At 56.1% G+C, this 22,483-nt stretch carries 19 protein-coding genes; 11 read left to right on the top strand and 8 right to left on the bottom strand.

The genetic code is table 11. From position 1 onward, the window contains the following. Nucleotides 1–251 precede the first annotated feature (251 nt). The gene (locus E1H13_RS05475; protein ID WP_169612401.1) at nt 252–731 is read left to right on the top strand and encodes a hypothetical protein; all 480 of its coding nucleotides are present in this window, start codon (nt 252–254) and stop codon (nt 729–731) included. A gap of 12 nt (nt 732–743) precedes the next feature. Here E1H13_RS05475 and E1H13_RS05470 read toward each other — a convergent pair whose 3' ends face one another. After that, nucleotides 744–1,238: a histidine phosphatase family protein gene (locus E1H13_RS05470; RefSeq protein WP_169612400.1), complete on the bottom strand. Its 495-nt coding sequence runs from the start codon at nt 1,236–1,238 to the stop codon at nt 744–746. Nucleotides 1,239–1,626: 388 nt separating this feature from the next. Further along, nucleotides 1,627–3,777 carry a Tex family protein gene (locus tag E1H13_RS05465; protein ID WP_169612399.1) on the bottom strand — a complete coding sequence of 717 codons (2,151 nt, stop codon included), beginning with the start codon at nt 3,775–3,777 and terminating at the stop codon, nt 1,627–1,629. Between the two features lie 148 nt (nt 3,778–3,925). On the opposite strand from E1H13_RS05465, the gene E1H13_RS05460 reads away from it, so the two are divergent. Together E1H13_RS05460 and E1H13_RS05455 are read left to right on the top strand one after the other, a co-directional pair. Beyond that, nucleotides 3,926–4,681 (top strand): MotA/TolQ/ExbB proton channel family protein, encoded by a 756-nt coding sequence (locus tag E1H13_RS05460; RefSeq protein WP_169612398.1) that lies wholly within the window; start codon nt 3,926–3,928, stop codon nt 4,679–4,681. Beyond that, nucleotides 4,678–5,295, top strand: a complete 618-nt coding sequence (locus tag E1H13_RS05455) for a biopolymer transporter ExbD (RefSeq protein ID WP_169612397.1) — start codon at nt 4,678–4,680, stop codon at nt 5,293–5,295. The genes E1H13_RS05460 and E1H13_RS05455 overlap by 4 nt, the downstream gene beginning before the upstream one ends. Nucleotides 5,296–5,594: 299 nt before the next feature. Here E1H13_RS05455 and E1H13_RS05450 read toward each other — a convergent pair whose 3' ends face one another. Then, nucleotides 5,595–6,752 carry a tetratricopeptide repeat protein gene (locus E1H13_RS05450; protein WP_169612396.1) on the bottom strand — a complete coding sequence of 386 codons (1,158 nt, stop codon included), beginning with the start codon at nt 6,750–6,752 and terminating at the stop codon, nt 5,595–5,597. A gap of 617 nt (nt 6,753–7,369) precedes the next feature. Here E1H13_RS05450 and E1H13_RS05445 point away from each other — a divergent pair. Beyond that, on the top strand, nt 7,370–8,767 hold the full coding sequence (locus tag E1H13_RS05445; protein ID WP_169612395.1) for a phospholipid carrier-dependent glycosyltransferase: 1,398 nt from the start codon (nt 7,370–7,372) through the stop codon (nt 8,765–8,767). Here E1H13_RS05445 and ribE read toward each other — a convergent pair. Then, complete coding sequence (gene ribE, locus E1H13_RS05440) at nt 8,764–9,444, bottom strand: riboflavin synthase (protein ID WP_169612394.1); 681 nt, start codon at nt 9,442–9,444, stop codon at nt 8,764–8,766. The two genes, E1H13_RS05445 and ribE, sit on opposite strands and share 4 nt — an antisense overlap. A 364-nt stretch (nt 9,445–9,808) precedes the next feature. Here ribE and E1H13_RS05435 point away from each other — a divergent pair, with 364 nt between their 5' ends. From E1H13_RS05435 to map, 3 genes are all read left to right on the top strand, one after another. Continuing rightward, nucleotides 9,809–10,324 (top strand): bifunctional nuclease family protein, encoded by a 516-nt coding sequence (locus E1H13_RS05435; protein WP_169612393.1) that lies wholly within the window; start codon nt 9,809–9,811, stop codon nt 10,322–10,324. Nucleotides 10,325–10,329: 5 nt separating this feature from the next. Continuing rightward, nucleotides 10,330–11,457, top strand: a complete 1,128-nt coding sequence (locus E1H13_RS05430) for an aldo/keto reductase (protein WP_169612392.1) — start codon at nt 10,330–10,332, stop codon at nt 11,455–11,457. Between the two features lie 417 nt (nt 11,458–11,874). Beyond that, the gene (gene map, locus E1H13_RS05425) at nt 11,875–12,681 is read left to right on the top strand and encodes a type I methionyl aminopeptidase (protein ID WP_169612391.1); all 807 of its coding nucleotides are present in this window, start codon (nt 11,875–11,877) and stop codon (nt 12,679–12,681) included. A gap of 127 nt (nt 12,682–12,808) precedes the next feature. Here the strand turns inward: map and E1H13_RS27645 are convergent, their stop codons facing one another. The 4 genes from E1H13_RS27645 to secA form a co-directional block, all read right to left on the bottom strand. After that, nucleotides 12,809–13,561, bottom strand: coding sequence for a GAF domain-containing protein (locus tag E1H13_RS27645; protein ID WP_169612390.1), 753 nt, complete (start codon nt 13,559–13,561; stop codon nt 12,809–12,811). Nucleotides 13,562–13,767: 206 nt separating this feature from the next. Then, on the bottom strand, nt 13,768–15,294 hold the full coding sequence (bchB, locus tag E1H13_RS05415) for a ferredoxin:protochlorophyllide reductase (ATP-dependent) subunit B (RefSeq protein ID WP_169612389.1): 1,527 nt from the start codon (nt 15,292–15,294) through the stop codon (nt 13,768–13,770). Nucleotides 15,295–15,446: 152 nt separating this feature from the next. Continuing rightward, entirely contained in the window at nt 15,447–15,989 is a 543-nt protein-coding gene (locus E1H13_RS05410) for a Uma2 family endonuclease (RefSeq protein ID WP_169612388.1), read from the bottom strand. Nucleotides 15,990–16,004: 15 nt separating this feature from the next. After that, entirely contained in the window at nt 16,005–18,794 is a 2,790-nt protein-coding gene (gene secA / locus E1H13_RS05405; protein WP_169612387.1) for a preprotein translocase subunit SecA, read from the bottom strand. A gap of 318 nt (nt 18,795–19,112) precedes the next feature. Between secA and E1H13_RS05400 the strand changes: the two genes are divergently transcribed. The 4 genes from E1H13_RS05400 to E1H13_RS05385 all read left to right on the top strand — a co-directional run bounded on the left by E1H13_RS05400 (nt 19,113) and on the right by E1H13_RS05385 (nt 22,459). Continuing rightward, on the top strand, nt 19,113–19,853 hold the full coding sequence (locus E1H13_RS05400) for a Uma2 family endonuclease (protein WP_169612386.1): 741 nt from the start codon (nt 19,113–19,115) through the stop codon (nt 19,851–19,853). A 53-nt stretch (nt 19,854–19,906) separates the two neighbouring features. Continuing rightward, nucleotides 19,907–20,284 (top strand): hypothetical protein, encoded by a 378-nt coding sequence (locus E1H13_RS05395; RefSeq protein WP_169612385.1) that lies wholly within the window; start codon nt 19,907–19,909, stop codon nt 20,282–20,284. Nucleotides 20,285–20,833: 549 nt separating this feature from the next. Next, the gene (locus E1H13_RS05390; RefSeq protein ID WP_169612384.1) at nt 20,834–21,313 is read left to right on the top strand and encodes a GNAT family N-acetyltransferase; all 480 of its coding nucleotides are present in this window, start codon (nt 20,834–20,836) and stop codon (nt 21,311–21,313) included. A 75-nt stretch (nt 21,314–21,388) separates the two neighbouring features. Further along, complete coding sequence (locus E1H13_RS05385; RefSeq protein WP_169612383.1) at nt 21,389–22,459, top strand: 3-deoxy-7-phosphoheptulonate synthase; 1,071 nt, start codon at nt 21,389–21,391, stop codon at nt 22,457–22,459. The last annotated feature ends 24 nt before the right edge of the window (nt 22,460–22,483 follow it).

Here is a 22,483-nt window from a genome sequence, read left to right as displayed (position 1 = left end):
GGGTGACAGGTGATGGGTGACTGATGCCGTGGGATGTTAAGTAGTACAGAAAGACTGCAATCGACTCGCGCCTTAATAAAAATTGACAGATAACAGGATCCCTGTTCCTGGGGCGATCCCCGTTTTGTTTTTGGTCATAGGGTTTTCAGCCTCAGCGAAATGTGATCGCCAATCCCGATCGATCCACTCCTGTAGCGTAGAGTAATAAAAATTGCCCCTACATATAGCGTTTATGTCTGGAGCCCATTGCTATGGACTGGTTCCCTCGCCGCCATGCCATTGTGTTAGCCCGCAGTAGTTTAGGCCGGTTGGCCTATTTAGAAAAGACCGGCATTATTGTGCCCCAGCGGGCGGGGTTACCCCAGCGGCCCACCGTGCTCTATTCTTGGGAACAAATTTTAGAAATCAGAGCCATTAGTCGGCTGCGACAACATCTCTCCTTTCAAGCCATACGCAAAATTATCCAGTACTTTGACGACCACGGCTTCGATCGCAGCCTGCGAGATAAACACCTGATTATTGGTCCGACTGGGGTCACCTGGATTTGCCCGGGGAGTCATGCCACGCCACAACTGATTTATTTAGCCGGCAAGCGAAACAGCCCCATGGGTCAATTTGTGTTAGCTCCCCTTGACCCCTATGACGCTAGCTCAAGCGGAGTGATATCTGAGACTAAGGGGGCAAAGGTTATAGATATCGATGGCTTTAGAGAAAAGCTGCGATCCCGGTAATTGCTTAGGCCTCTAACCGAGTAGCTTAGGGGGTAGCAGCCAGAGTAACGTACCCCGGCCATACCCGACTTGGAGCCAGGTCGCTACCTCAAACTCTAAACAGGCCATCGCTGCTGTGGGCATACGTACCGCCCCCCCTTTGGTGAAATAGGACACGGCATCAGACCAGGTGGGTTCGTGCCCCACTAGCATCAGGGAACTGTAGTGGTTAGGCACCCGATGAATCACTTCTAGCACCTGATCTATGGAGGCTTCATAGAGGTCATCTGTAATGTTGGTGGGGCAAGACCACTGCCCGGCTTCGATCGCTATGTCCAGGGTCGTCCGAGCCCTGACCGCAGAGGAGGTAATGGCTAAATCCGGGACTTTGCCTGCGATCGCCAGTTGTTTGCCCATAGCCTTTGCGGCTTTTACGCCCCGTTCTGCTACAGAGCGATCGTGATCTCTGCCGTAGCTGGCACTCCAGTCTGACTTGCCATGGCGAAAAAGAATGAGCTGTTTTGTCATATGGGTTAAACAACAATCATCTCGTCCCAGATAGGGGCTTTTCCTGACACCTTAGGGGATTCAGCCGATCGGAATCAATATCTTAGGCTAGATACAGCTCTACTGTTCTATCTAGTACTGCCTGGCAGAAATCTGACCATCTTTGCTGAGGGTGTCAGGTGTCGGGTGTTGGCATCCCCTCCTGGGAGGCCTGCGCTGTATAGCCTGCGGCATGGCTTCGCTAGCGCGTAGCGGCCCCGGAGGGGCAACTTGTCGAAGTGGGCAGGGATGGGTTATTCAGGTGTCAGGAGTGGTTGGTCAACTAATACCTCAGAGTCCTAGACCCATTGCAGCTCGGTAACTGGCGCTGTCCCATCGGTAAAATTCCGCGTCTGAACTTGACGTTGGTTTAGCCCTGACGCATCGACAAGCCAATTCGCTTCAACTGCGTATTCACCTCCAATACTCGTACCGTCACCACCTGGCCTACCTTAACGATGTCGTTGGGGTCGCTGACAAAGCGATCGGCCATTTGAGAGATATGTACCAACCCGTCCTGGTGTACCCCCACATCCACAAAGGCGCCAAAGTTGGTGACGTTGGTCACCACCCCTTCTAGGGTCATCTCCGGCTTCAGGTCAGTGATTTCGTTGATGCCATCCTGAAATTTGGCATAGGTGAACTGGGCACGGGGGTCGCGACCGGGCTTTTCCAACTCCTGCAGAATATCTTGTAAGGTCAGTTCACCAGCGGCCTCAGTGGTGTACCGCTTGATGTCTATCTGTTTTAGCCGATCGGCGGCTGTGGAAATTTGGGCCAGGGGGAGAGCCAGATCAGCGGCGATCGCATCGACAATCCTATAGCTTTCTGGGTGTACTGCTGTATTGTCCAGGGGGTTTTGGCCGTCCCGAATGCGCAAAAAACCCGCCGCCTGTTCAAAAGCCTTTGGCCCCAGCTTCTTTACCTTAAGCAACTGCTGGCGCGAGCGAAAGGCCCCATGGGTGTTGCGATAGGCCACAATGTTGTTGGCCACCGTGGGGGTAATGCCCGACACATAGGTCAACAGCTCTCGGGAAGCCATATTCAGGTCTACCCCCACATAGTTCACACAGCTTTCGATGGTGTCGTCCAGCTTTTGTTTCAGCCGCTTTTGGTCTACGTCATGCTGGTACTGGCCCACCCCAATGGATTTGGGGTCAATTTTGACCAGTTCCGCCAGGGGGTCTTGCAGGCGGCGGGCAATGCTGATCGCCCCCCGCACCGTTACATCCAGCTCAGGGAACTCCGCCGCGGCTACTTCACTTGCAGAGTAAATGGAGGCTCCGGATTCGTTCACCAACACCTTCACGGGGGGATGAGAGACGGTTTTCAGGACTTCCCCCACAAAGGCATCGGTTTCGCGGCTAGCGGTGCCGTTGCCAATGGCAATCAGCTCAATCTGGTGCTGGCGAATCATGGTCCCTAGGGTGGTCGCTGCCTGTTGCCGCTGCCGCTCCGACTGGTGGGGGAAGATCGCTTGATACTCCAGAAACTTGCCAGTGCCATCCACCGCTGCTACCTTGCAGCCGGTCCGAAAGCCGGGGTCAATGCCCAGGGTGGGTTTCATCCCGGCCGGGGGCGACAGCAGCAGATTTTTTAAGTTGGCCTCAAAGGTCTGAATCGACACGTCATCGGCCCAGGCCTTTTTCTCGGCCATCACTTCGCTGGTCAACGAGGGCTTCATTAACCGCTGATAGGCGTCTTGAATCAGATCTCCATAGAACTGGCGTATCTCTGGCACCGAACTTTTGATCAGCCGCTGCTCTAGGGTGGGCAAAATCCTCTCCGACTCCAAATCCAGAGCCACCTTCAGCACGCCGTCCCGCTCTCCCCGCAAGATGGCCAACAGGTTGTGGGAGGCGATCGATCGCACCGGCGTCTGATAAGCACGGTACATTTCATACTTAGTGCTGCCTTCGGCATGCCCTTTCTTAACTTGGGCGGTCACCTGCCCCCGCTTTAAGAGTTGATCGCGCACATAGCGCCGCAGGTCCGCCCGTTCCGCCACCTGCTCCGCCAAAATATCTGCCGCCCCGGCCAGGGCATCCGCCTCGGTCTGCACCCCCTGTTCAGGGTTGACGAAGGCCTGGGCGATCTGGGTCAAGGGGCGACGCTGACCACTCTGGTTTAGGGTCTCGATTTGCTGGGCCAGGGGTTCTAGGCCCTTTTCTTTAGCCATGGTGGCTCGGGTACGCCGCTTTGGCCGGTAGGGCAAATAAAGGTCTTCCAGTTCGGTCTTGTGCTGGCAGGCCAGAATGGCTGACTTGAGCGCGGCCGTGAGTTTGCCCTGGGCCTCGATTTCACTCAGCACGGTCTGGCGGCGATTCTCCAATTCCGTTAGGTACTGGTAGCGTTCGGCAATCTGCCGCAGCTGCACCTCGTCCAGGTTGCCGGTACGCTCTTTGCGGTAGCGGGCCACAAATGGCACCGTCGCCCCTTCGGCAAACAGGGCAAGGGTAGCTTCAATTTGGGCCGGGCGTAAGGAAAGTTCGGTAGCCAGGGTGGCGGCGATCGAGGTCATGGGTTAACTATCTAAAGCTCAGCTTCCTATGGTATCGGCAGAAATGCCCTCCTTCACAGAAGGCGATAGCCCCTAAAACTCACTACAATTGTTATGCTTTGTCGGAGCAACCCACCCAACGAAGCTGCTGTGGTAATAGGAGGATCTTGTGAATATACCTGAGCTATTTGCCCGGGGCGGCATTGCCATGTGGCCCCTGCTATTGCTCTCGATCCTAGCGGTAGGAACGATCTTAGAGCGGATCTGGTTTTGGTCACGGATTTTAACCCGCGAGCGGGAAGTCTCTGGCCGGGTGATAGAAGCGGCCCGTCGCGACTGGCCCGCTGCCGCTGACATTGCTGTGCGCTCTGGCATGTTGCCCATGGGACGGTTTTTATCGGCTCCCCTGCGGCTACAATCCCCCGAACCGGAGGTATTTCGGCTGGCCCTAGAAACGGCCGCCAACGAAGAGTTGGCGGCTATGGGTAAAGGGGACAAAATCCTGGAAGCCGTAATTGCGCTGTCTCCTTTGCTGGGGCTACTCGGGACGGTATTGGGGCTAATCAACTCCCTCGGCTCGATTCAAATTGGCGACCTAGGTAGTGGCGACGCCACGGCTGGGACCTCCCTGGGCATTGCTGAGGCGTTAATTAGCACGGCGGCTGGCTTGGTGATTGCGATTACCGCTTTGGCATTTTATCGCTTGTTTCAAGGGTTTATCTTTGGCCAGGCTAAAATGTTTCGCCAGGCTGGCAGTGAATTAGAGCTGCTGTACCGTCAAAGCTGGGCCCAAAATCAGGAAACCCCGGGTAGTGTTGTGATGCCTGGGCCAATCACGGCTCCCCCCCCGGCCCCGGCTGAGCCCACTGCCGAACCCGTCACCCCCTCTGATTCAATGTCGTCTCCCGAATCGTCTTCCCTATGAAAGTAGATCTACTTGAAACCCCGTCCGAAGACGTACGGCTGGAGATTGTGCCGCTGATTGACGTCATTTTTTGTATTCTCACCTTTTTTATTTTGGCAGCGGTGGGTTTAACCCGTCAGCAAGCCATTGAGCTAGATTTACCGGCCGCAGAGACCGGCGAGCCCATCCCCGGGCAGGTAGACGGGGCGGTTGGCGATCGCCTCTATGTCAGCATTGACAGCCTGGGCCAAACCTATCTCGATCAGCAACCGGTAACCCTGGATCTGCTCTATGACGTCTTGCTGCAATTTAGTCAGGTCAATCCTGGGGGGCTGATTGTGCTGTACGCCTCTCGGGATGCCCGCTATGAAGACGTGGTTACCGTGCTTGATTTGTTGCGGTCTGTGGGGGGCGATCGGGTTGCCTTAGCCACATTACCTAGAGATGCGGACCTGGGGGATCCTGAAGCCCTCGATCCTTTTCCTGAGGATTTTGAAGATTTTCCAGGAACGGATCCCTTTTTCCCGGAAGATGAACCTTTTCCCCTTGAGCCCAGCGACCCATTTAGCGACCCTGCCCCCTCTCCCCAGAGCCCCTTTGAGGTCCCTCGAACCCCCCAAGACCCCAATAACTAAGCAGGGTTGTTTCATTGTTGAAAAGGAATATTGCCTGTACAGGCTTTGGCCCCCAAACTCCCAAACTTGGGGGCTTCAGATCCCCCCAGAATTAGGGGGCGGGGGGCAAAGCTGTGGCCTAGCTTTCTGCTCACAACCATGAAACAGCCCTACAAGATCCTAATAACTAAGGGGATCTGATGCAGGCTACTCTTAACGATCGTAGGGTGGGTGGCCCACCGCTGAGGAAACCATTGTCCAGACAACGGCGCCAGTCCGACCAGCGCTATGACTGACCGGACCAGCGTAGGTTTAGATGGCTACCGCTCCATACCCCAAAAATTGATCAAGTCTCGGGCCCGTTCAGCCCCGGCATCATCCCCTTGGCGTTCGTACAGATAGGCGGCTGTTTCTATGTTGGTCACCGCCTGTCCTTGGAACCCCTGGCCCCAAAGGGCTAAGCCGAGGTTGTAATAGGCCGCTGGATCGCTGGGTCTAGCATTGACCACCGTCCGATAAGAGATCACCGCTTGCAGATAACGCTCCCGTTCCAGCAGCATTCCCCCCAGCAGGGCATGGGCTGTCACCAGGTCAGGATCAAGGCGCACCGCCCGCATCAGATAGTGGTAAGCTTCGTCGCGATCGCCCGCTTGATAGAGCAAATAGCCCATTTGATGTTGAGCCTGGGCATTGCCCGGTTCAGCCGCCAGGGCTCGTTCTAGATTTTCTTTGGCGGCTTCTGGGTTGTCTTGAATCAGGTAGATATTGGCAATGCTGGCATATAAGCTACCTTGGCCTGGGTTCGCCTGCAGCCCCTGGCGTAAGTAAGACAGAGCTTGGTCGTAGTTTTCTTGCTGAACATAGAGGGTGCCCAGGGCTTCATAGACCTTGGCATTCCCCGGGGCGATCCGAGTCAGGGCCCGATAGGTGGCTAGGGCTCCCTCGTAGTCTTGGCGTTGTAGCTGAATGCCACCGATACCCAAGTGGGCATCGGCTTCCCGAGGGTTAATCTCTAAAATGTCGCGATAGGCCTGCACCGCCTCGTCCAGTTGGTCGTTGCGATACAGACTATGGGCCAGCCCATAGCGAAACGCTAGATTGCGATCATCCAAAGCAATAGCGCGACGATAGGCCGTAGCGGCTTCGCCATAGTTACTTTGCTGAATGTGCAGATAGCCGATGCCAGAAAACAGCCGAGGGTTTTGGCTATCAATGGCAGCCGCCTGCTCGTAGATCGCGATCGCGCCAGCATAGTCCCTCGCCTCAACCCGTTCTTGACCTTCAATTAACAAGTCGTCAACTTTTTCCTGATCGGCCTCGCTGAGGTTCGACGAGCCATTTCGGGCTAGCCACATTACCTCCACGGCAGTAGGTTGAGGTATCGCGCTGGCCTGAACTGATGGGGCTGCCACAGCCGCTGTTCCCCAACCACTGAGCAGGGTAACCAGAACACTTGCAATACCGTAGCTCCGTTTCACAGGACATCTCCTTGCCAACTAGGCTGAGGGGTTCAGAGGTAACCGGTCCAGCCGCTAATGGCTGGACCGGGGTGATAGTTGTTTGCAGTCCTTAATAATACCGTTTTGGTTGTCCATTGTGGGAGGGGTGGATCCGGAGGTGGGGAGGTGGGGAGGTGGGGAGGTGGGGTGATGGGGTGATGGGTGGATGGAGTGAAGAGGTGGAGCGGCTTTCCGGAGGGTAGAGGTGGGGGAGGTGGCGTAGGGGCGGACCTGGGTGTCCGCCCTGGGGGGGAATGGGAAAATGGGTGGATGGGTGGGGAAGGGGGGGAATTTTGGATTTTGGATTTTGGATTCTGCCGCTTGCTGCGCACGGGCTACGCCCTACGTTTTTCGTTTTTCAGGGGCGGACCTGTGTGTCCGCCGGGGGGAATTTTGGATTTTGCCCGTTGCGAAGGGTATCTTGAATTGTTTCTCGTCATGCTGCTGCGTACAGGCTGAGCCATTCCTTCTTCCCTTTGCTGCGCACGGGCTACGCCCTACGTTTTTCGTCTTTCGTTCTTCGTTCTTCGTCCTTCTCATCTGTGGCTTTCCAACGACTGAACTTATCGACGTTAAACCCTCTCGGCTTAGGTCTGATGGCCATAGGCGGCTTGGCCCTGGGGCTGAGACTGTGGGGCTTGGGTCAGCTGCATACCCTGGTGTTTGACGAAATCTACTACGTTCCCTTTGCGTTGGATTACCTGGATCACATGCCTCGCTTTGATGCCCACCCGCCCCTGGGGAAATACCTGATTGCTCTGGGCATCTGGCTGAGTCGGGGGCCTGCGGTCTGGCTCAACTGGCCTACGATCGCTGTCCAGAATCAGGCGATTAGCCCCCTGAGTTTTCGTTGGTTAAACGCTGCTCTGGGGGCGACGGTGCCGCTGGTAGGGGCATGGCTGGGGTGGCAACTTAGTGCTGCCTATCCCCGCCAGCGGCGGGTGGGGTTTGGCCTGATGGTAGCCCTGCTCCTGAGCCTGGAAGGGTTAACCCTGGTGGAGTCACGGCTGGGGTTAATTAACCTGTTTGGGCTATGGCTGGGGTTGTTGGGTCAGGGTTGCTGGCTGCGGGGACGGCGATCGCCCCTTGACCCCAGACCATCGTGGCTTTGGACTGGGGCGGCAGGGGTTTGTCTGGGGGCAGCCATCAGCGTCAAGTGGAATTTTGCTGGGTTTTGGTTGGCGGTGGTGTTGCTGGGGATGGGCCGCTGGCAGCCGCAACCTGGGGCTGAATCCCGAGTTGCTCAGAGGAGGGGATATCTGGTAGCCCTGGGCCTGGTTCCCCTGATCACCTATGGTCTCCTGTGGCTGCCCCACCTAGGGTTGACCCAGACATCACTGCTGGAGGTACACCAGCAGCTGTGGCACTATCACCAATCTTTAGAGGGGGGGAATGCCATCCATCCCTATTGTTCTAGCTGGTACACCTGGCCATTGCTGCTACGGCCTGTGGCCTACTTTTACCAGGGGGTGGGACCCTGGCCCCCAGAGACGATTCTGCACCCTGTGGTTATCCCAGGCACTGTCTATACTCTGCATGCCCTGGGTAACCCGGTGTTGTGGTGGCTATCGACGGCAGCGGTGCTGGCGCTGCTACTGGGGTATGGCAGTAAGGTCATGGCCAGCTGGGCTCAGGGGTACCGGTCTCAGAATCACCGGCCCCAGAATCACTGGCTTCAGGGGCTCAGGGCTCAGGGCATGTCTCCACCTGTCCCTAGCTTTATTTTGGTCAACTACGCGGCCCACTGGTTGCCCTGGGCCCTGGTCAGCCGCTGCACTTTTTTCTACCACGCCCTGGGGATCGGGGTGTTCAGCACGATCGCCCTGGCTTGGCTACTGAGCCGCTGGTGGCTAGATCCTCGCTATCGGGTTTGGGGCTGGGTGGTGTTGGGGGCGATCGCCCTCAGTTTTTGGTTTTGGCTCCCCTTATACCTGGGTCTGCCCCTTTCTGCCGAAGCCCTGCAGCGCCGCTGGCTGATCCCATCCTGGCCCTAGCCATAGCCATGCTCCACTAAAAAGTCAGGGGAAATCATGTCGCGGCCCGGCCCCTCACTCTGTGCCCCGTTGAGGCCTGGTTCTGCCTGTAGAAACTTCTCCACATACTTACCCAGCACATCCCCTTCCAGGTTGACCGATTGGCCAGGGCGCAGATCCTGTAGGGTAGTTTCCCGATAGGTGACAGGGATCACGGCCACCGCAAACCAGTCACCACTGGGGCTACAGTCGGCCACGGTAAGGCTGATGCCATTCACCGCAATACTGCCCTTGGGCACAATGTAGCGGGCGACCCGGCGATCGGGCACCGTAAAGCTCAGGGTCCAGGCGTTATCCGTGGCGGTGGCGGCTTCTAAGACCCCCTGCCCATCAATGTGGCCAGTGACAAAGTGGCCACCAATTTTGCTACCCACCCGCAGGGAAGACTCTAGATTAACCCGGCTACCGTCGGCCAGCTTCCCTAGGGCCGTGCGATCCAGGGTTTCTGGAGAAACGGTCGCCACAAACCCCTGGGGAAGAACTGTTTCTGCGGTGAGACAGATACCATTCACGGCAATGCTGTCCCCCAGGGCAATGTCAGCCATGGCCGGATGGCTAGCCCCCGCCCACTGAATGGTCAGTTGGTTGGGGCTGCTGTGGGTGAGGGTGCCAATCGCTTGAATGAGGCCGGTAAACATGACTAAAACACTCTTAATGAAATTCTCAGGGAAACCACTGCCCATAGACGGTCAGATCGGGGCATACTTAGGATCAATAATTTTCTTCTTTAGGGTATTGTTTTCAATCTATTCCTGGATAAGCTCAGACTAAACTAGTACAAGTGGCCACCTTCAAGTTTTGTTCACGGTCGCTTAGGGTACGATGACTTCGTTATAGATGACTTCGTTATAGATGACTTCGTCATAATAGACTTAGGGATGATTCAATATCGGTTGACAGTCGGCCAGATAATCTCACCAGTCACCCTATCCCGGGGCCGTACCCCTAGATTAACGAGTCACGCTGGAGCACCTTAATCAACGGATCCAAGAGGCCAAGTCAATGATTGAAATGAAAGTCGCCGGGATTGCCCTTGATGCGGTATCTCGAAGTCCGGTAGTTTTACTGCGGGATACCACTGATCGGCGGCAACTTCCCATTTATATTGGCCGTGAGCAAGCTAACTCGATTATTAGCGCCTTAGAGAATCAAGCGTCTCCTCGTCCCCTGACCCACGACCTGTTTGTTAACTTACTTGACGAATGGGACATGAGCCTCGACCGAGTCGTGGTTCATGCCTTGCAGGACAATACCTTCTATGCGCTGTTGTCTTTAGTGAAGGGAGAAACCCGGCGGGAATTAGATGCTCGCCCTAGCGACGCGATCGCCATTGCCCTGCGCCTAGACGCCCCTATCTGGGTGATGGAAGAGGTGGTGGCTGAGGCCTCTATGCCAGTGGATCGCGATGCCGATGAGGCGGAAAAGCAGGCGTTTCAGGAGTTTTTGCAAAATATTAATCCGTCAGACTTTGCCCAGCGGGGGCAGTCTTCTACCAGCAACGATACCTTCGAAAGCTAGGCCTGATGCAGTATCGTCGGTTTGGACGCACCGGTTTGCAGCTGTCGGTGTTCTCTTTAGGAACGATGCGGGCATTGCGCGATCGCCCCACCTTTGAATCTACCCTAATCGCGGGTTTTGCCCTAGGCATTAACCACATCGAAACGGCCCAGGGCTATGGCAGCAGCGAGGATTGGTTAGGGGACTTTCTTGAAACGGGTGACGTGCCTAGCGACCTGGTGATTACCACCAAGGTGCCTCCCCAGCCTGATGCCGCCACCATGACCCAGCGACTAGAAGCCTCTTTGGCCAGGCTAGGGGGGAATGTCACTCCTTGCCTGGCGATTCACGGCATCAATACCCCAGAACACCTGGCCTGGATCAGTGATCCCCAGGGCTGCATGGCCCCGGTGCGGCAGCTGCAAGCTGAGGGACGGCTTGGTCCTGTGGGCTTTTCAACCCACGGTAGTCGGGAGGTGATTGAGGGCGCGATCGCCACCGACCAGTTTGACTTCATCAACCTGCATTATTACTACTTTTTCCAGCGCCACGCCCCCATCATCGACCTGGCCAGCCAACGGGATATGGGCATTTTCATCATTTCCCCTGGCGATAAGGGGGGCATGTTATACCGTCCACCCCAACGGTTGGCAGAACTCTGCGCCCCCTTTTCACCCCTAGGGCTAACCTACCGCTGGCTCCTGGCCGACCTGCGCATCACTACCCTCAGCACCGGCCCCGCAATTCCCGCAGAATTGGCCCCCCTCAGCCCCCTAGTCAACCAAACCCACCCCCTTACCGCTGAGGAATCTGCCGCCCTCGATCGCCTCACCACCCAGGCCGACACCACCCTCGGCTCCGATCGCTGCGCCCAATGCTATGCCTGCCTCCCCTGCCCCGAAGCCATTCACATCCCGGAAGTTCTGCGGTTACGTAATCTGGCTATGGCTTACGACATGCAAGCTTTTGGGGAATATCGCTATCGCATGTTTGAAAACGCCGGTCACTGGTTCCCAGGCCGCAAAGCCAATCGCTGTACCGACTGCGGTGACTGCCTACCCCGCTGCCCCGAACACCTGGATATCCCGACGCTACTGCGCGACACCCACGATCGCCTCAAAGGGCCAGCCCGCCGTCGCCTCTGGGACGAGTGAGCAGACCCCCCGGCATCTGAAAAACGGAAGAACGTAGGGCGCAGCCCGTGCGCAGCAAACGGAAGAATCCAAAATCCAAAATTCCCCATGCCCTCCAGGGCGGACACCCAGGTCCGCCCCTACGCCACCTTCCCCCATCACCCCATCCACCCGTTTTCCCATTCTCCTCCCAGGGCGGACACCCAGGTCCGCCCCTACGCCCTCACCCTACCCTGCGGGAAGCCGCTCCGCGTCTACCCCCCATTTTCCCATTCCCCCCCAGGGCGGACACCCAGGTCCGCCCCTACGCCACCTTCCCCACCTCTTCACCTCTTCACCTCTTCACCCATCCACCCCTCACCTCCCCACCTACAACAGGTTGCTATACTTATCTCCAGGGCACTCCGCCATCAGCCGTTACCCAGACCCAAGCACACCGTGGAAGAACAAAAGCAACCCTCCGAAGTCATCACTCTGCTCTCTAGCCGCGAACTAGAAAAAATGCGCAAAGCCTGTCAGTTGGCGGCTCAATTGCTTGACTACCTCACCCCTTATGTCAAGCCAGGCGTCAGCACCCTAGAGCTTAACGATTTGGCCGAAGCGTGGACCCAAAAGCATGGGGCAATCAGCGCTCCCTTGGGCTATGCCGGTACGGTGATGCCGTTTCCCAAATCCATTTGCACCAGCATCAACGAGGTCATCTGCCACGGCATTCCCAATGCTGAGGATGTATTGCGGGATGGCGACATTATCAACATCGACGTCACCCCGATCCTGGATGGCTATCACGGCGATACATCTCGCACGTTTTTGGTGGGGGATGCTTCCCCTGTTGCTCGACGGTTGGTGGAAGTCACAGAAGAATGTATGTGGCGCGGCATCCAGACGGTGAAGCCAGGGGCACGGGTCGGCGACATTGGAGCCGCTATTCAGGCTTATGCTGAAGCAGAGGGCTACTCGGTGGTGCGCGACTTTGTGGGCCATGGGGTGCACCGGATCTTCCACGCTGCACCGCAGATTCCCCACTACGGTCAGCGGGGTAAGGGTAAGAAGCTGCGCCCCGGCATGGTATTCACCATTGAACCCATGATTAACATTGGCAGCCACGAGGCCGAAATTCTGGTAGACGGCTGGACTGCAATTACGGTGGATCGGCAGTTGTCAGCCCAGTTTGAGCATACGGTGGCGGTGACCAAGGAAGGGGTAGAGGTGCTGACGCTGTCGCCAGCCAAGGTGGTGGCTTAACGGCTAGTATTGCCTGGCAGAAATATGACCACCGTTGCTGAGGGTGTCAGGTGCTAGGTGTCAGGTATCAGGAATGGTTGGTCGACTTATGCCTCAGAGTACTAGGCTTGGTTGACATAGACATACCCTAAGTGGGCTCTTGGCTAGATGGGTCAGTTTGGTAGCCTAGAGGGTCGTCTTGGGCAAGCAGTATATTGGCCACCTCTGGGAAATGTTGGCGCATACAGCGATCGCAGACTCCGTGGGTAAATTCCACATTGGCATGTTGTTCCATGAAGGATTCAACCGTCGACCAATACCCTTGGTCGTTGCGGATGCCCTTGCAGTAGGAGCAAATGGGGACTAACCCAGCCATCAACTCGATCTGGTCTAATGCCTCGGCCAGCTGGGCTGAGACCCGCTGCAGCTCCATCTGCATGACCACCTGCCGAGCCAATGCGGCCAGGGTTTTTTTCTGGGTATTGGATAGATCCCGAGGCCGATAGTCAATTACACATAGGGTGCCCAGTTGATAGCCATTGGGGGTTGTCAGGGGCACACCGGCATAAAAACGAATCCCTGGGTCGGAGGTGACCAGGGGATTTTGGGCAAATCGCTCATCCTCAAGGGCATCATTGACGACCATGATGTCTGGGTTCAAGATGGCATGGGCACAAAATGAAATATCCCGTGGGGTCTCCCGCACGTTCAGCCCCACTTTTGACTTAAACCACTGGCGATCGGCATCAATTAGGCTAATTAAGGCGATGGGCACATCACAGATATAGGCGGCCAAGGCCGTAATGTCATCATAGATTTGTTCTGAGGGAGTATCTAAAATGTTGTACTCCCTCAAGGCATTCAGCCGGTCAATTTCTTGAACATACCCCTTTTTTTTCATCCTAAGACCGCCCTCCTTAATCCTTCAGCCCAGCTAATCCTTAAGCCAAGCTCTCAAGACCCGCCCTAAACCGGGTGACTCTTTAGCATGAGCCAACCAACTAATTTTAATGCTCCCAGCCTCGCACCTGAAATCAGGCGCTAGGCTGATCCTGTCAGATGGTCTGGGCTACCAGCCAGGCTTAGGGCTCCATCGTCAATTACATATTAAGCCCCGACAGCTTCTTTAGCGGCGTACAGCACCTCGGCTGTGATCTGATCGATCCCCTGGTCCCGGGCAAATTTCTCGGTATTGCGCTTGACTTTACCCCGCACAAAGCCAGGGATTTTTTGGAGTTCGGCCAGCCCGTCATGGCTCCAACCCAAGTCAGCATCAGCGGACATGGTTTTGGTAATTACATCTTTGGTGTCGTGGCCGCCAAAGATCTCCAACAAGTGGTCCTCCATGCCTAAGGTAAAGGAGTTATACACCAAGTCAACAATTTGATTGGCCCCCTCATAGCCCATAAAGGGGCGGTAGCCGACAGGGAAATTTTGAATATGGATGGGGGCAGCAATGACGCCACAGGGAATATCCAAACGCTTACCCACATGGCGTTCCATTTGGGTGCCAAAGATGGCGGCGGGTTCTAACTGGGCAATGCGATCGCCGATTGCCCCATTATCATCGCTAATCAGTACCTCGTCACAGTACTCACTCACCTGGTCTTTGAACCAGTCGGCGTCGTACTGGCAGTAGGTGCCTGCCAGTACCACATGGATGCCCATTTCTCGGGCCAGCACCCTGGTGATGGCGGCCGCGTGGGTATTGTCGCCAAACACCACAGCCTTTTTGCCCGTCAAGTTCTGACAGTCGATGGAGCGAGAAAACCAGGCAGCCTGGCTGACGAACCGGGTTTGCTCGTCGATGAACGCTTCGTAGTCAACCTCAGCCCCCTGCTGGTTCAGCACCGCCTGAATGGCGCGAATACAGCGGGCGGTGTCAACAATGCCCATGGGAGCGATGTCCACGCAGGGCATACCTAACTCAGTATTCAGGTATTCGGCGGTGGCAGGGCCGACTTCCCGGTAAGGCACCAGGTTAAACCAGGCCCGACCCATGTCTTTGATCTGGTGAACGGACGCCCCATCGGGCATCACCATATTCACCTCAATGCCCAGGTTGGCCATCAGGGTGCGCAGTTCCCGATTGTCGTGGATGTTGTGGAACCCCAGGGTGGTGAGGCCAATGATATTGACCGAAGGTTTTTCGGTTTTGCCCTCAGGCAGGGTGCCCTGCTTACGGGCCTTTTCGATGTAAAACTGCACAATCTGCTGCAGGGTGCGATCGGCGGCTTGCAGCTCGTTCACCCGGTAATGGTTCACATCGGCCAGCATCACATCGCCTTTGGCATCCAGGCTGGCCCGCTGCACAAAGTTCTCCAGGTCTTCCTGCAAGATACTGGAGGTACAGGTGGGGGTGAGCACAATCAAGTCGGGGTGCTCTTCGCTGTCTTTGCGAACGATGTTGTCCACGACTTTTTCTTGGGAGCCCCGAGCTAAAACGTTGCGATCGACAATACTGGCTGTGACGGGCGTAAAGTCTCGCTCCCGCTCTAGCATAGACCGCATGACATTAAAATAATCGTCCCCTAGGGGGGCATGCATAATCGCATGCACGTTCTTAAACGAACTTGCAATGCGCAGGGTGCCAATGTGGGCAGGGCCGGCATACATCCAGTAAGCCAGTTTCATACCGTCAGTCTCCTTCGGGGCAGTGGTCAGCGTGAGTTTGCCGAAACACCCTGAACTGGCCGCCACCGGGTCGAGCCATCGGTACGGGTCTTATTGTCGCGAACTATAGAGCTTGACGGGTAGCTGTCGATAACATTCTTTACCTGCCGACCCTAGTCAAAAACCAGGGGCCAGAGGTCACTAATGGCCACCTGCCACCCCGGCAATAGATCAGCCACCGTCAGGGTATCGCCATCCACCAACACCTCTGGCCCACGTCCCAGACGATAGACCTCTACCCAGCGCGCTTCAGGATTAATTAAAATCCCCACCTGGGTACCCAGGGCCAAGAAGTCCTGAATTTTAGCCCGCAGCTTCGTCACGCTGTCTGTGGGGGATTTCACTTCTACCATCAGGTCTGGGGTCAGCTCCGCAAAGGAGCGAGGACTTTGCCGCAGCCGCTCGGCCTTGACGAAAGAGACATCCGGAGCGCGGGTGTCAGCATTGGGCAGCACAAAACCAGCACTGGAGCCAGTGACCCGTCCCAACTGGCGAGGTCTGACCCAGTTGCGCAACTGGGCCGCCAACTCTATGGAGACTTCATCGGCTTCATAGCCAGATGGACTCATGACCTGCACCTCACCATTGATCAGTTCCATCCGGTAGTCAGGATAGTCAGCCTGTAATTTTTTCAGGTCTTCTAGGGTGAGGGACATGACACCACTCCAATGTCAGCCGACGCTTTGGGAAGTTTTTACCTGGGCTTGGGGCTGGGGCTGGAACTGGAATAGGGTGTACACCACATTCCGGCGAATGCCGGTCATCATATCCAGGAAGAGTTCGTAGCCTTCGCTCTTGTACTCAATCAGGGGGTCCTTCTGGCCGTAGCCCCGCAGGCCGACGGTTTCCCGCAGGGCATCCATCTGTTGCAGGTGGTCGCGCCAGAGGCTATCGATCTGCTGCAGGATGAAGAAGCGTTCGGCCTCCCGCATCAGCCCAGGCTTAATTTGGTCTACCTGGGCTTCCTTGATGTCGTAGGCAATCCGGGCCTGCTCGTGCAAAAAAGTGCGCACTTCCCCCACGGACAGGTCTTCCATTTGTTCGGGAGTAAGGTCTGACAGCAGGTAGACAAACTCTTTGACTTTCTCTACCATCTCTGGCAGTTTCCACTCTTCCGGAGGCAGTTCGGGGTTGATGTAGGCCTGCACGATGTCGTCCATGGTTTGCTCGGCGTAACCAATCACCATCTCCTTGAGCTGGTCCCCTTCCAACACCCGCCGCCGCTCGGCGTAGATGGCGCGCCGCTGGTTATTCATCACTTCGTCGTACTCAAACACCTGTTTGCGGATGTCATAGTAGTAGGTCTCTACTTTCTTCTGGGCCCCTTCTAGAGAGCGGGTGAGCATACCGGATTCAATCGGCATGTCTTCTTCGACCCGGAAGGCGTTCATCAGCCCGGCAACGCGATCGCCGCCAAAGATCCGCAGCAGGTTGTCTTGCAGACTGAGGAAAAACTTGGTGGATCCAGGATCCCCTTGGCGCCCAGCCCGGCCCCGCAATTGGTTATCAATGCGGCGTGACTCGTGACGCTCGGTACCAATCACATGCAGGCCGCCCCGCTGGATCACGTTTTCGTGTTCGGCGCTGGTGAACTGTTCGTATTCATGGCGAATCTGGTTGTACACATCCCGCAGCTTTTGCACCACCGGATCTTCGGTGGGGGCTTTTTCGGCGGCCACAGCCAGCTTATCTTCGGCCTGGAGCTCTGTCAGACTACGCTCGCCATAGGTGGACACGGCCAGATCTACAGCAGATTTAAGATTTGCGATCGCATCGGCAGACAGCTGAATCGGAAAAATATCTGGCGAGGCTTTCCAGGTCTTCACCTTTTTATCGGAACCAAACCCCTGGGCCTGACCTCGCCCCTTAGCCCCAGGTACAGCGGTAACGCCAAACTCGTCTTCATCCTCAGGTTTGACAATCCGGGGCATCAGATATTCCCGCACCTTCAGGCGGGCCATATAGTCTGAGTTCCCCCCCAAGATAATGTCAGTGCCTCGCCCGGCCATGTTGGTAGCGATGGTCACCGCCCCACTGCGCCCCGCCTGGGCCACAATTTCTGACTCCCGCTCTACGTTCTCGGGCTTGGCATTCAGCAGGTTGTGGGGCACCCCCCGCTGGCTCAGCAGGGCAGACAGCACCTCAGATTTTTCCACACTGGTGGTGCCCACCAGCACGGGCCGACCAGCCTCGTGCATCTCAGCACATTCCGCTGCCACCGCCTTCCACTTGGCCTCTTCATTTTTGTAGACCACATCCGACATGTCCCGCCGGGCCAGGGGCCGGTTGGTGGGAATCACCGCCACTTCCAGATTGTAGATCCGCTCGAATTCCGCCTCTTCGGTCTTGGCGGTGCCAGTCATCCCCGACAGCTTGGGATACAGCAAAAAGAAATTCTGGTAGGTAATGCTGGCCAGGGTCTGGGTTTCGGGCTGAATTTCCACATGCTCTTTGGCTTCAATCGCCTGGTGCAGGCCATCACTCCAACGGCGACCAGGCATCACCCGTCCGGTAAACTCGTCCACAATCACAATCTCACCGTTACGGACGATGTAGTTGACGTCCTTAGTGAATAACTCCTTGGCCTTAATCGCATTAAAGATGTAGTGGGCCCAGGGATCTTTGGGATCAAACAGATCCTGCACCCCCAGCAGTTCTTCCGCCCTGATAAAGCCTTCGTCGGTGAGCAACACATTGCGGGCCTTTTCGTCCACTTCGTAGTGGTCTTCGGCATTCAAGCCTCGACCCACTTCGGCGGCGCGGTTGTACTTTTCGCTGGGCCGCTCCACCTGGCCCGAGATAATCAGCGGGGTGCGGGCCTCGTCCACCAAAATCGAGTCCACCTCGTCAATGACGCAGTAGTTGAAGGGACGCTGCACCACATCTTCAATGGAGGTGGCCATGTTGTCGCGCAGGTAGTCGAAGCCAAATTCGCTGTTGGTGCCGTAGGTGATGTCGCAGCTGTAGTTTTTACGTCGCTCTGCCGGGGACATGCCCTGCTGGATCAGCCCTACACTCAGGCCCAGGAATCGATGCACCTGGCCCATCCATTCGGCGTCTCGTCGGGCCAGATAGTCGTTCACGGTGACGACGTGAGCCCCTTTACCTGACAGAGCATTGAGATAAGAGGGCAGGGTGGCCACCAGGGTTTTCCCTTCCCCGGTCTTCATTTCGGCAATTTGACCATCGTGCAGCACCATGCCGCCGATCAGCTGCACATCAAAGTGGCGCATCCCCAACACCCGCTTTGAGGCTTCCCGGACGACGGCAAAGGCTTCGGGTAGGAGGTCATCTAAGCTTTCCCCCTGGTCAAGCCGCTGCTGAAACTCTGCGGTTTTACCCGACAGGGCCTCATCGGACAACTGCTGAATCTCTTCCTCCAGCAGGTTGATCTCGACCACGTCAGGCCGGTATTTCTTGAGCTTGCGGGCGTTGGGGTCACCTAGAAGGTTCTTCAGCATGAATTAAACAGCCAGGTCAACGTAGGGGGATATTGTTTCTCAGTAAATCGTAAGGGGAGACCGCCCCACAAGGGGCAATGTCCGCACTTCCGTTATGTAAGACCGCTCTGTAACAGATAAAAGTGCTTTTCTATCCTATCACCCCTATCACCTGGGCCTTGGGTGCCTGCAGCCCCTGGCTGGTGATTGCCGCCTGGGCTGGCCTGGCGCTCTTATCCTGGGGTTCCTAATTAAAGTCGCTGGGGTTGGGAAGGCACTAAACTATAAATCTGAGGCTCCGAACCGTACACTCCATACCGAACATTCACGAGGCTGGCCATGGCCGTAGCTCCAACAGCATCCTGGACGGTGACCTGGGAACGGTTACCCGATGATTTTGTCCTCGATGATGACCCTGTGGATAATATTAATCAGCCTGCCCTGGCTGCCGCTTTAACAGAGAGTTTAGAACTGGCTGGGCGATTACCGTCCCAGGCCCTGACCATGACGAACTATGGCCTCTGTGCCACCCTGGATGGGCAACTGGTGGTCAAAGCTCCCGATTGGGGTTACGTACCAGCCATTCGGGTACCGCGATCGCAGATTAAGCGCAGCTATACCCCCCAGTTACAGGGGGACTTTCCTTTAGTCGTGATGGAGTTTCTGTCAGATACCGAAGGGGGTGAGTATTCCATCAAGCCCACCTATCCTCCTGGCAAGTGGTTTTTCTATGAGCAGATCCTGCAAGTTCCCTACTATGCCGTTTTTGAACCCGATAGCGGCAGCCTGGAAGTATATGCCCTGAACGAAGCCTGCCAGTACACCCTGCAATCCCCCAACGATCAAAAGCGCTACTGGATTGCGCCTATGGGACTATTTTTGGGCGTCTGGCAAGGCCGCCGTGAAAATCGGACAGGTTACTGGTTGCGCTGGTGGGACCCGCAAGGGCAACGCCTACCGTGGGGAGCTGAACAAGTGGAGCAGGAACGCCAACGGGCCGAACAGGAGCGCCAGCGGGCCGAACGACTCATAGCCCAACTCCGGGCAGCGGGAATTGACCCAATTGACCCAGACGATTAATGGCAACCACATAGGGCAACCACCGACTCTTTTATTGAATCTGGACATTGGCCATGGACGCCCAACAGCAAGAAAAAGCGATCAAAGCGCTACAGGACTGGAGTAAGTGGCTGGTAGGGCTAAACGTATTCGCTGCCACAGGATGTGTGATTGTGCTTGAGCGGGGGATCGATGGTGGACTTCAGCCTTTCATCGTGACGGCGATCCTTTGCTTTGTTCTGGCGACTTTAATGGCAGCCCTGTTGATTGGGGTGCTAGCGATCGCGATTCAGCAAGTACCCCTCTGCGATCGCCACGGCATGCTGACCAACCTGACCAACCATCGTGTCCAGGGGGGAATCACGATTGGTCGGCTAACCCAGTGGCAGTTTGTGTTGTTTACCGTGGGGGTGGTTAACTTGCTCCTGTGGGTGGCCTTAAAGCCAGCTTAGCCCAAGGGTTTAGAGGTAATCTGCGAATTCTGCCAGACCCTAGTGGTGGCAGGTGGCAGGTGGCAGGTGTCGGCATCCCCTCCTGGGAGGGGTAGGGGTGGGTTAAATAGGTAACAGGACGGGTTGGCCGATTATGCCGCCGGGCACTAGAGCATCGGTACAGTACGTCAAGATCCCAGGGTTCTTGAGCTAGTTAGCCAGGAGTTTTGGGGTATCCGAGGGCAGAACCCTGGGATCTGTACCGGCGTTCTAGTGAATGTCAGAGTTTCTTGGCAATGTCAGGGAAAATTCCGTTTTGGTATCGCACATTTCAGAAAAACTGTTTATTCTGTTTGGGGAAAGGTTCAATTTTGACAGCCTGGTCATTGCCCGTTAGCCTGTGTTGTTTATCTCTACCTCGATAGCGTATTCCAGGTTTACCTGTCCAGGTCTTGTACCGAGTCCAGCTTGGAATCTGGCGCTTTCCCACAAGCAGAATTCCAGGTCTGGATTTAGATTTGTTTTAGCCCTATTCACCCATAGCCCTTGTCGGGAAGCCATAGGTTTCTGATGGATTGCAGTACCATTCAGTTCAAATATGCCGAGCAATTTTCCCCGTCTGATCTGGCCCAGGTGATTCATCTGTTTCGTGCCGCTGCCTTTTGGGCTCAGGATCGCTCTGAACAGGACATGGCGGTGGCGATCGCCCACAGCTACCCCATCGTCACTGCCTGGGATGGGGAACTGATGATTGGTTTTGCCCGGGCCACCTCTGATGGTGTGTTTCGAGCCACCATTTGGGATGTGGTGATTGATCCCACCTACCAGGGGGGTGGTTTGGGGCGCAAAATGGTAGAAACCTTGGTGAGTCATCCCCACATGAGTCGGGTGGAGCGGGTTTACCTGATGACCACCCACCAGCAAGGCTTTTACCAGCGCATTGGGTTTGAAGAAAACTCGTCCACCACGATGGTGCTTTACAACAACGCCGAGGTAGAAATGCTACCCGCCCTGGGCCAGCCTGCAGATGCCCTGGTGGGGCAACCCTGACCGGTACAATGGGTAAGGTAAGTTACCATTTTGAATAGGCTGTTTCCCTGCATCGCACGCTACTGAGTCAAGTTCATGTATCAAACTCAAGATCTTCACGTTGTCGAGACCCGTCCTTTGGTCAGTCCGGCCCTGCTGCACCACGAGTTCCCCATGACCTCGGAGGCCGCCGCCCTGGTGGCCGAAGCCCGCGATCGCATTCGTCACATTCTCTACAACGAAGATCGCCGCCTGCTGGTGATCGTCGGCCCCTGCTCGGTGCATGACGTTGATGCTGCCTACGAGTACGGTCAAAAGTTGGCCAATCTGCGCCATGAGCTGTCGGGCCAACTGGAAATTCTGATGCGGGTTTACTTTGAAAAGCCTCGCACCAATGTGGGTTGGAAGGGGCTGATCAATGATCCCCACCTGGATGGTAGCTACGACATCAACACTGGGCTGCGCCTGGCCCGTAAGCTGTTGTTGGATTTAGCCCATCTGGGGCTGCCCGCTGCCACTGAACTGTTGGATCCAGTCACTCCCCAGTACATTGCCGACGTGATTGCCTGGACCGCGATTGGGGCCCGCACCACCGAAAGCCAGACCCACCGGGAAATGGCTTCAGGGCTATCTATGCCCATTGGCTTTAAAAACAGCACAGACGGTAGCCTGCAAGCGGCGATGAATGCAATGCTGGCCGCCAGTCAACCCCACCATTTCCTGGGCATTAACCAGCATGGTCTGGCCAGTATTGTCACGACCACCGGTAACCCCGACTGCCATCTGGTGCTGCGGGGGGGTAAAGGCGGCCCTAACTTTAGCCAAGACCACGTGGCCAAAGCCGCGGAAGAAATGGCGAAGCTCAACCTGAATCCACGGATGATGGTGGATTGTAGCCATGCCAATGCCAACAAAGACCACAACCGTCAGGTGACGGTGCTAGACGATGTGGCCACCCAGGTACAGAGTGGTGCTCGTCATATTCTGGGGGTGATGATTGAAAGCCACCTGAAGGCCGGTAATCAGTCCATTCCTAAAGACTTGCGGGATCTGGCCTACGGCCAAAGCATTACCGACGCCTGTGTGGACTTTGACACCACCGCCCAACTCCTCCGCCAGCTGGCCAGTGCCGTAGAACCCTCCCTGCAGGCGGCAAGTTTGGGATAGATTACAGCAGCCACTCTGTAAGTC

The organism is Nodosilinea sp. P-1105 (assembly GCF_012911975.1).
GTDB lineage: Bacteria > Cyanobacteriota > Cyanobacteriia > Phormidesmidales > Phormidesmidaceae > Nodosilinea.
Note: the sequence above shows the minus strand (reverse complement) of the source record. Positions and strands in the feature narration are given on the sequence as shown.

Excerpts from the sequence above, each read along its gene's own strand:
- E1H13_RS05475 (WP_169612401.1), top strand. The coding sequence starts at position 252 with ATGGACTGGTTCCCTCGCCGCCATGCCATTGTGTTAGCCCGCAGTAGT.
- E1H13_RS05470 (WP_169612400.1), bottom strand. The coding sequence starts at position 1,238 with ATGACAAAACAGCTCATTCTTTTTCGCCATGGCAAGTCAGACTGGAGT.
- E1H13_RS05465 (WP_169612399.1), bottom strand. The coding sequence starts at position 3,777 with ATGACCTCGATCGCCGCCACCCTGGCTACCGAACTTTCCTTACGCCCG.
- E1H13_RS05455 (WP_169612397.1), top strand. The coding sequence starts at position 4,678 with ATGAAAGTAGATCTACTTGAAACCCCGTCCGAAGACGTACGGCTGGAG.
- E1H13_RS05445 (WP_169612395.1), top strand. The coding sequence starts at position 7,370 with ATGGCCATAGGCGGCTTGGCCCTGGGGCTGAGACTGTGGGGCTTGGGT.
- ribE (WP_169612394.1), bottom strand. The coding sequence starts at position 9,444 with ATGTTTACCGGCCTCATTCAAGCGATTGGCACCCTCACCCACAGCAGC.
- E1H13_RS05435 (WP_169612393.1), top strand. The coding sequence starts at position 9,809 with ATGATTGAAATGAAAGTCGCCGGGATTGCCCTTGATGCGGTATCTCGA.
- E1H13_RS05430 (WP_169612392.1), top strand. The coding sequence starts at position 10,330 with ATGCAGTATCGTCGGTTTGGACGCACCGGTTTGCAGCTGTCGGTGTTC.
- E1H13_RS27645 (WP_169612390.1), bottom strand. The coding sequence starts at position 13,561 with ATGAAAAAAAAGGGGTATGTTCAAGAAATTGACCGGCTGAATGCCTTG.
- bchB (WP_169612389.1), bottom strand. The coding sequence starts at position 15,294 with ATGAAACTGGCTTACTGGATGTATGCCGGCCCTGCCCACATTGGCACC.
- E1H13_RS05410 (WP_169612388.1), bottom strand. The coding sequence starts at position 15,989 with ATGTCCCTCACCCTAGAAGACCTGAAAAAATTACAGGCTGACTATCCT.
- secA (WP_169612387.1), bottom strand. The coding sequence starts at position 18,794 with ATGCTGAAGAACCTTCTAGGTGACCCCAACGCCCGCAAGCTCAAGAAA.
- E1H13_RS05400 (WP_169612386.1), top strand. The coding sequence starts at position 19,113 with ATGGCCGTAGCTCCAACAGCATCCTGGACGGTGACCTGGGAACGGTTA.
- E1H13_RS05395 (WP_169612385.1), top strand. The coding sequence starts at position 19,907 with ATGGACGCCCAACAGCAAGAAAAAGCGATCAAAGCGCTACAGGACTGG.
- E1H13_RS05390 (WP_169612384.1), top strand. The coding sequence starts at position 20,834 with ATGGATTGCAGTACCATTCAGTTCAAATATGCCGAGCAATTTTCCCCG.
- E1H13_RS05385 (WP_169612383.1), top strand. The coding sequence starts at position 21,389 with ATGTATCAAACTCAAGATCTTCACGTTGTCGAGACCCGTCCTTTGGTC.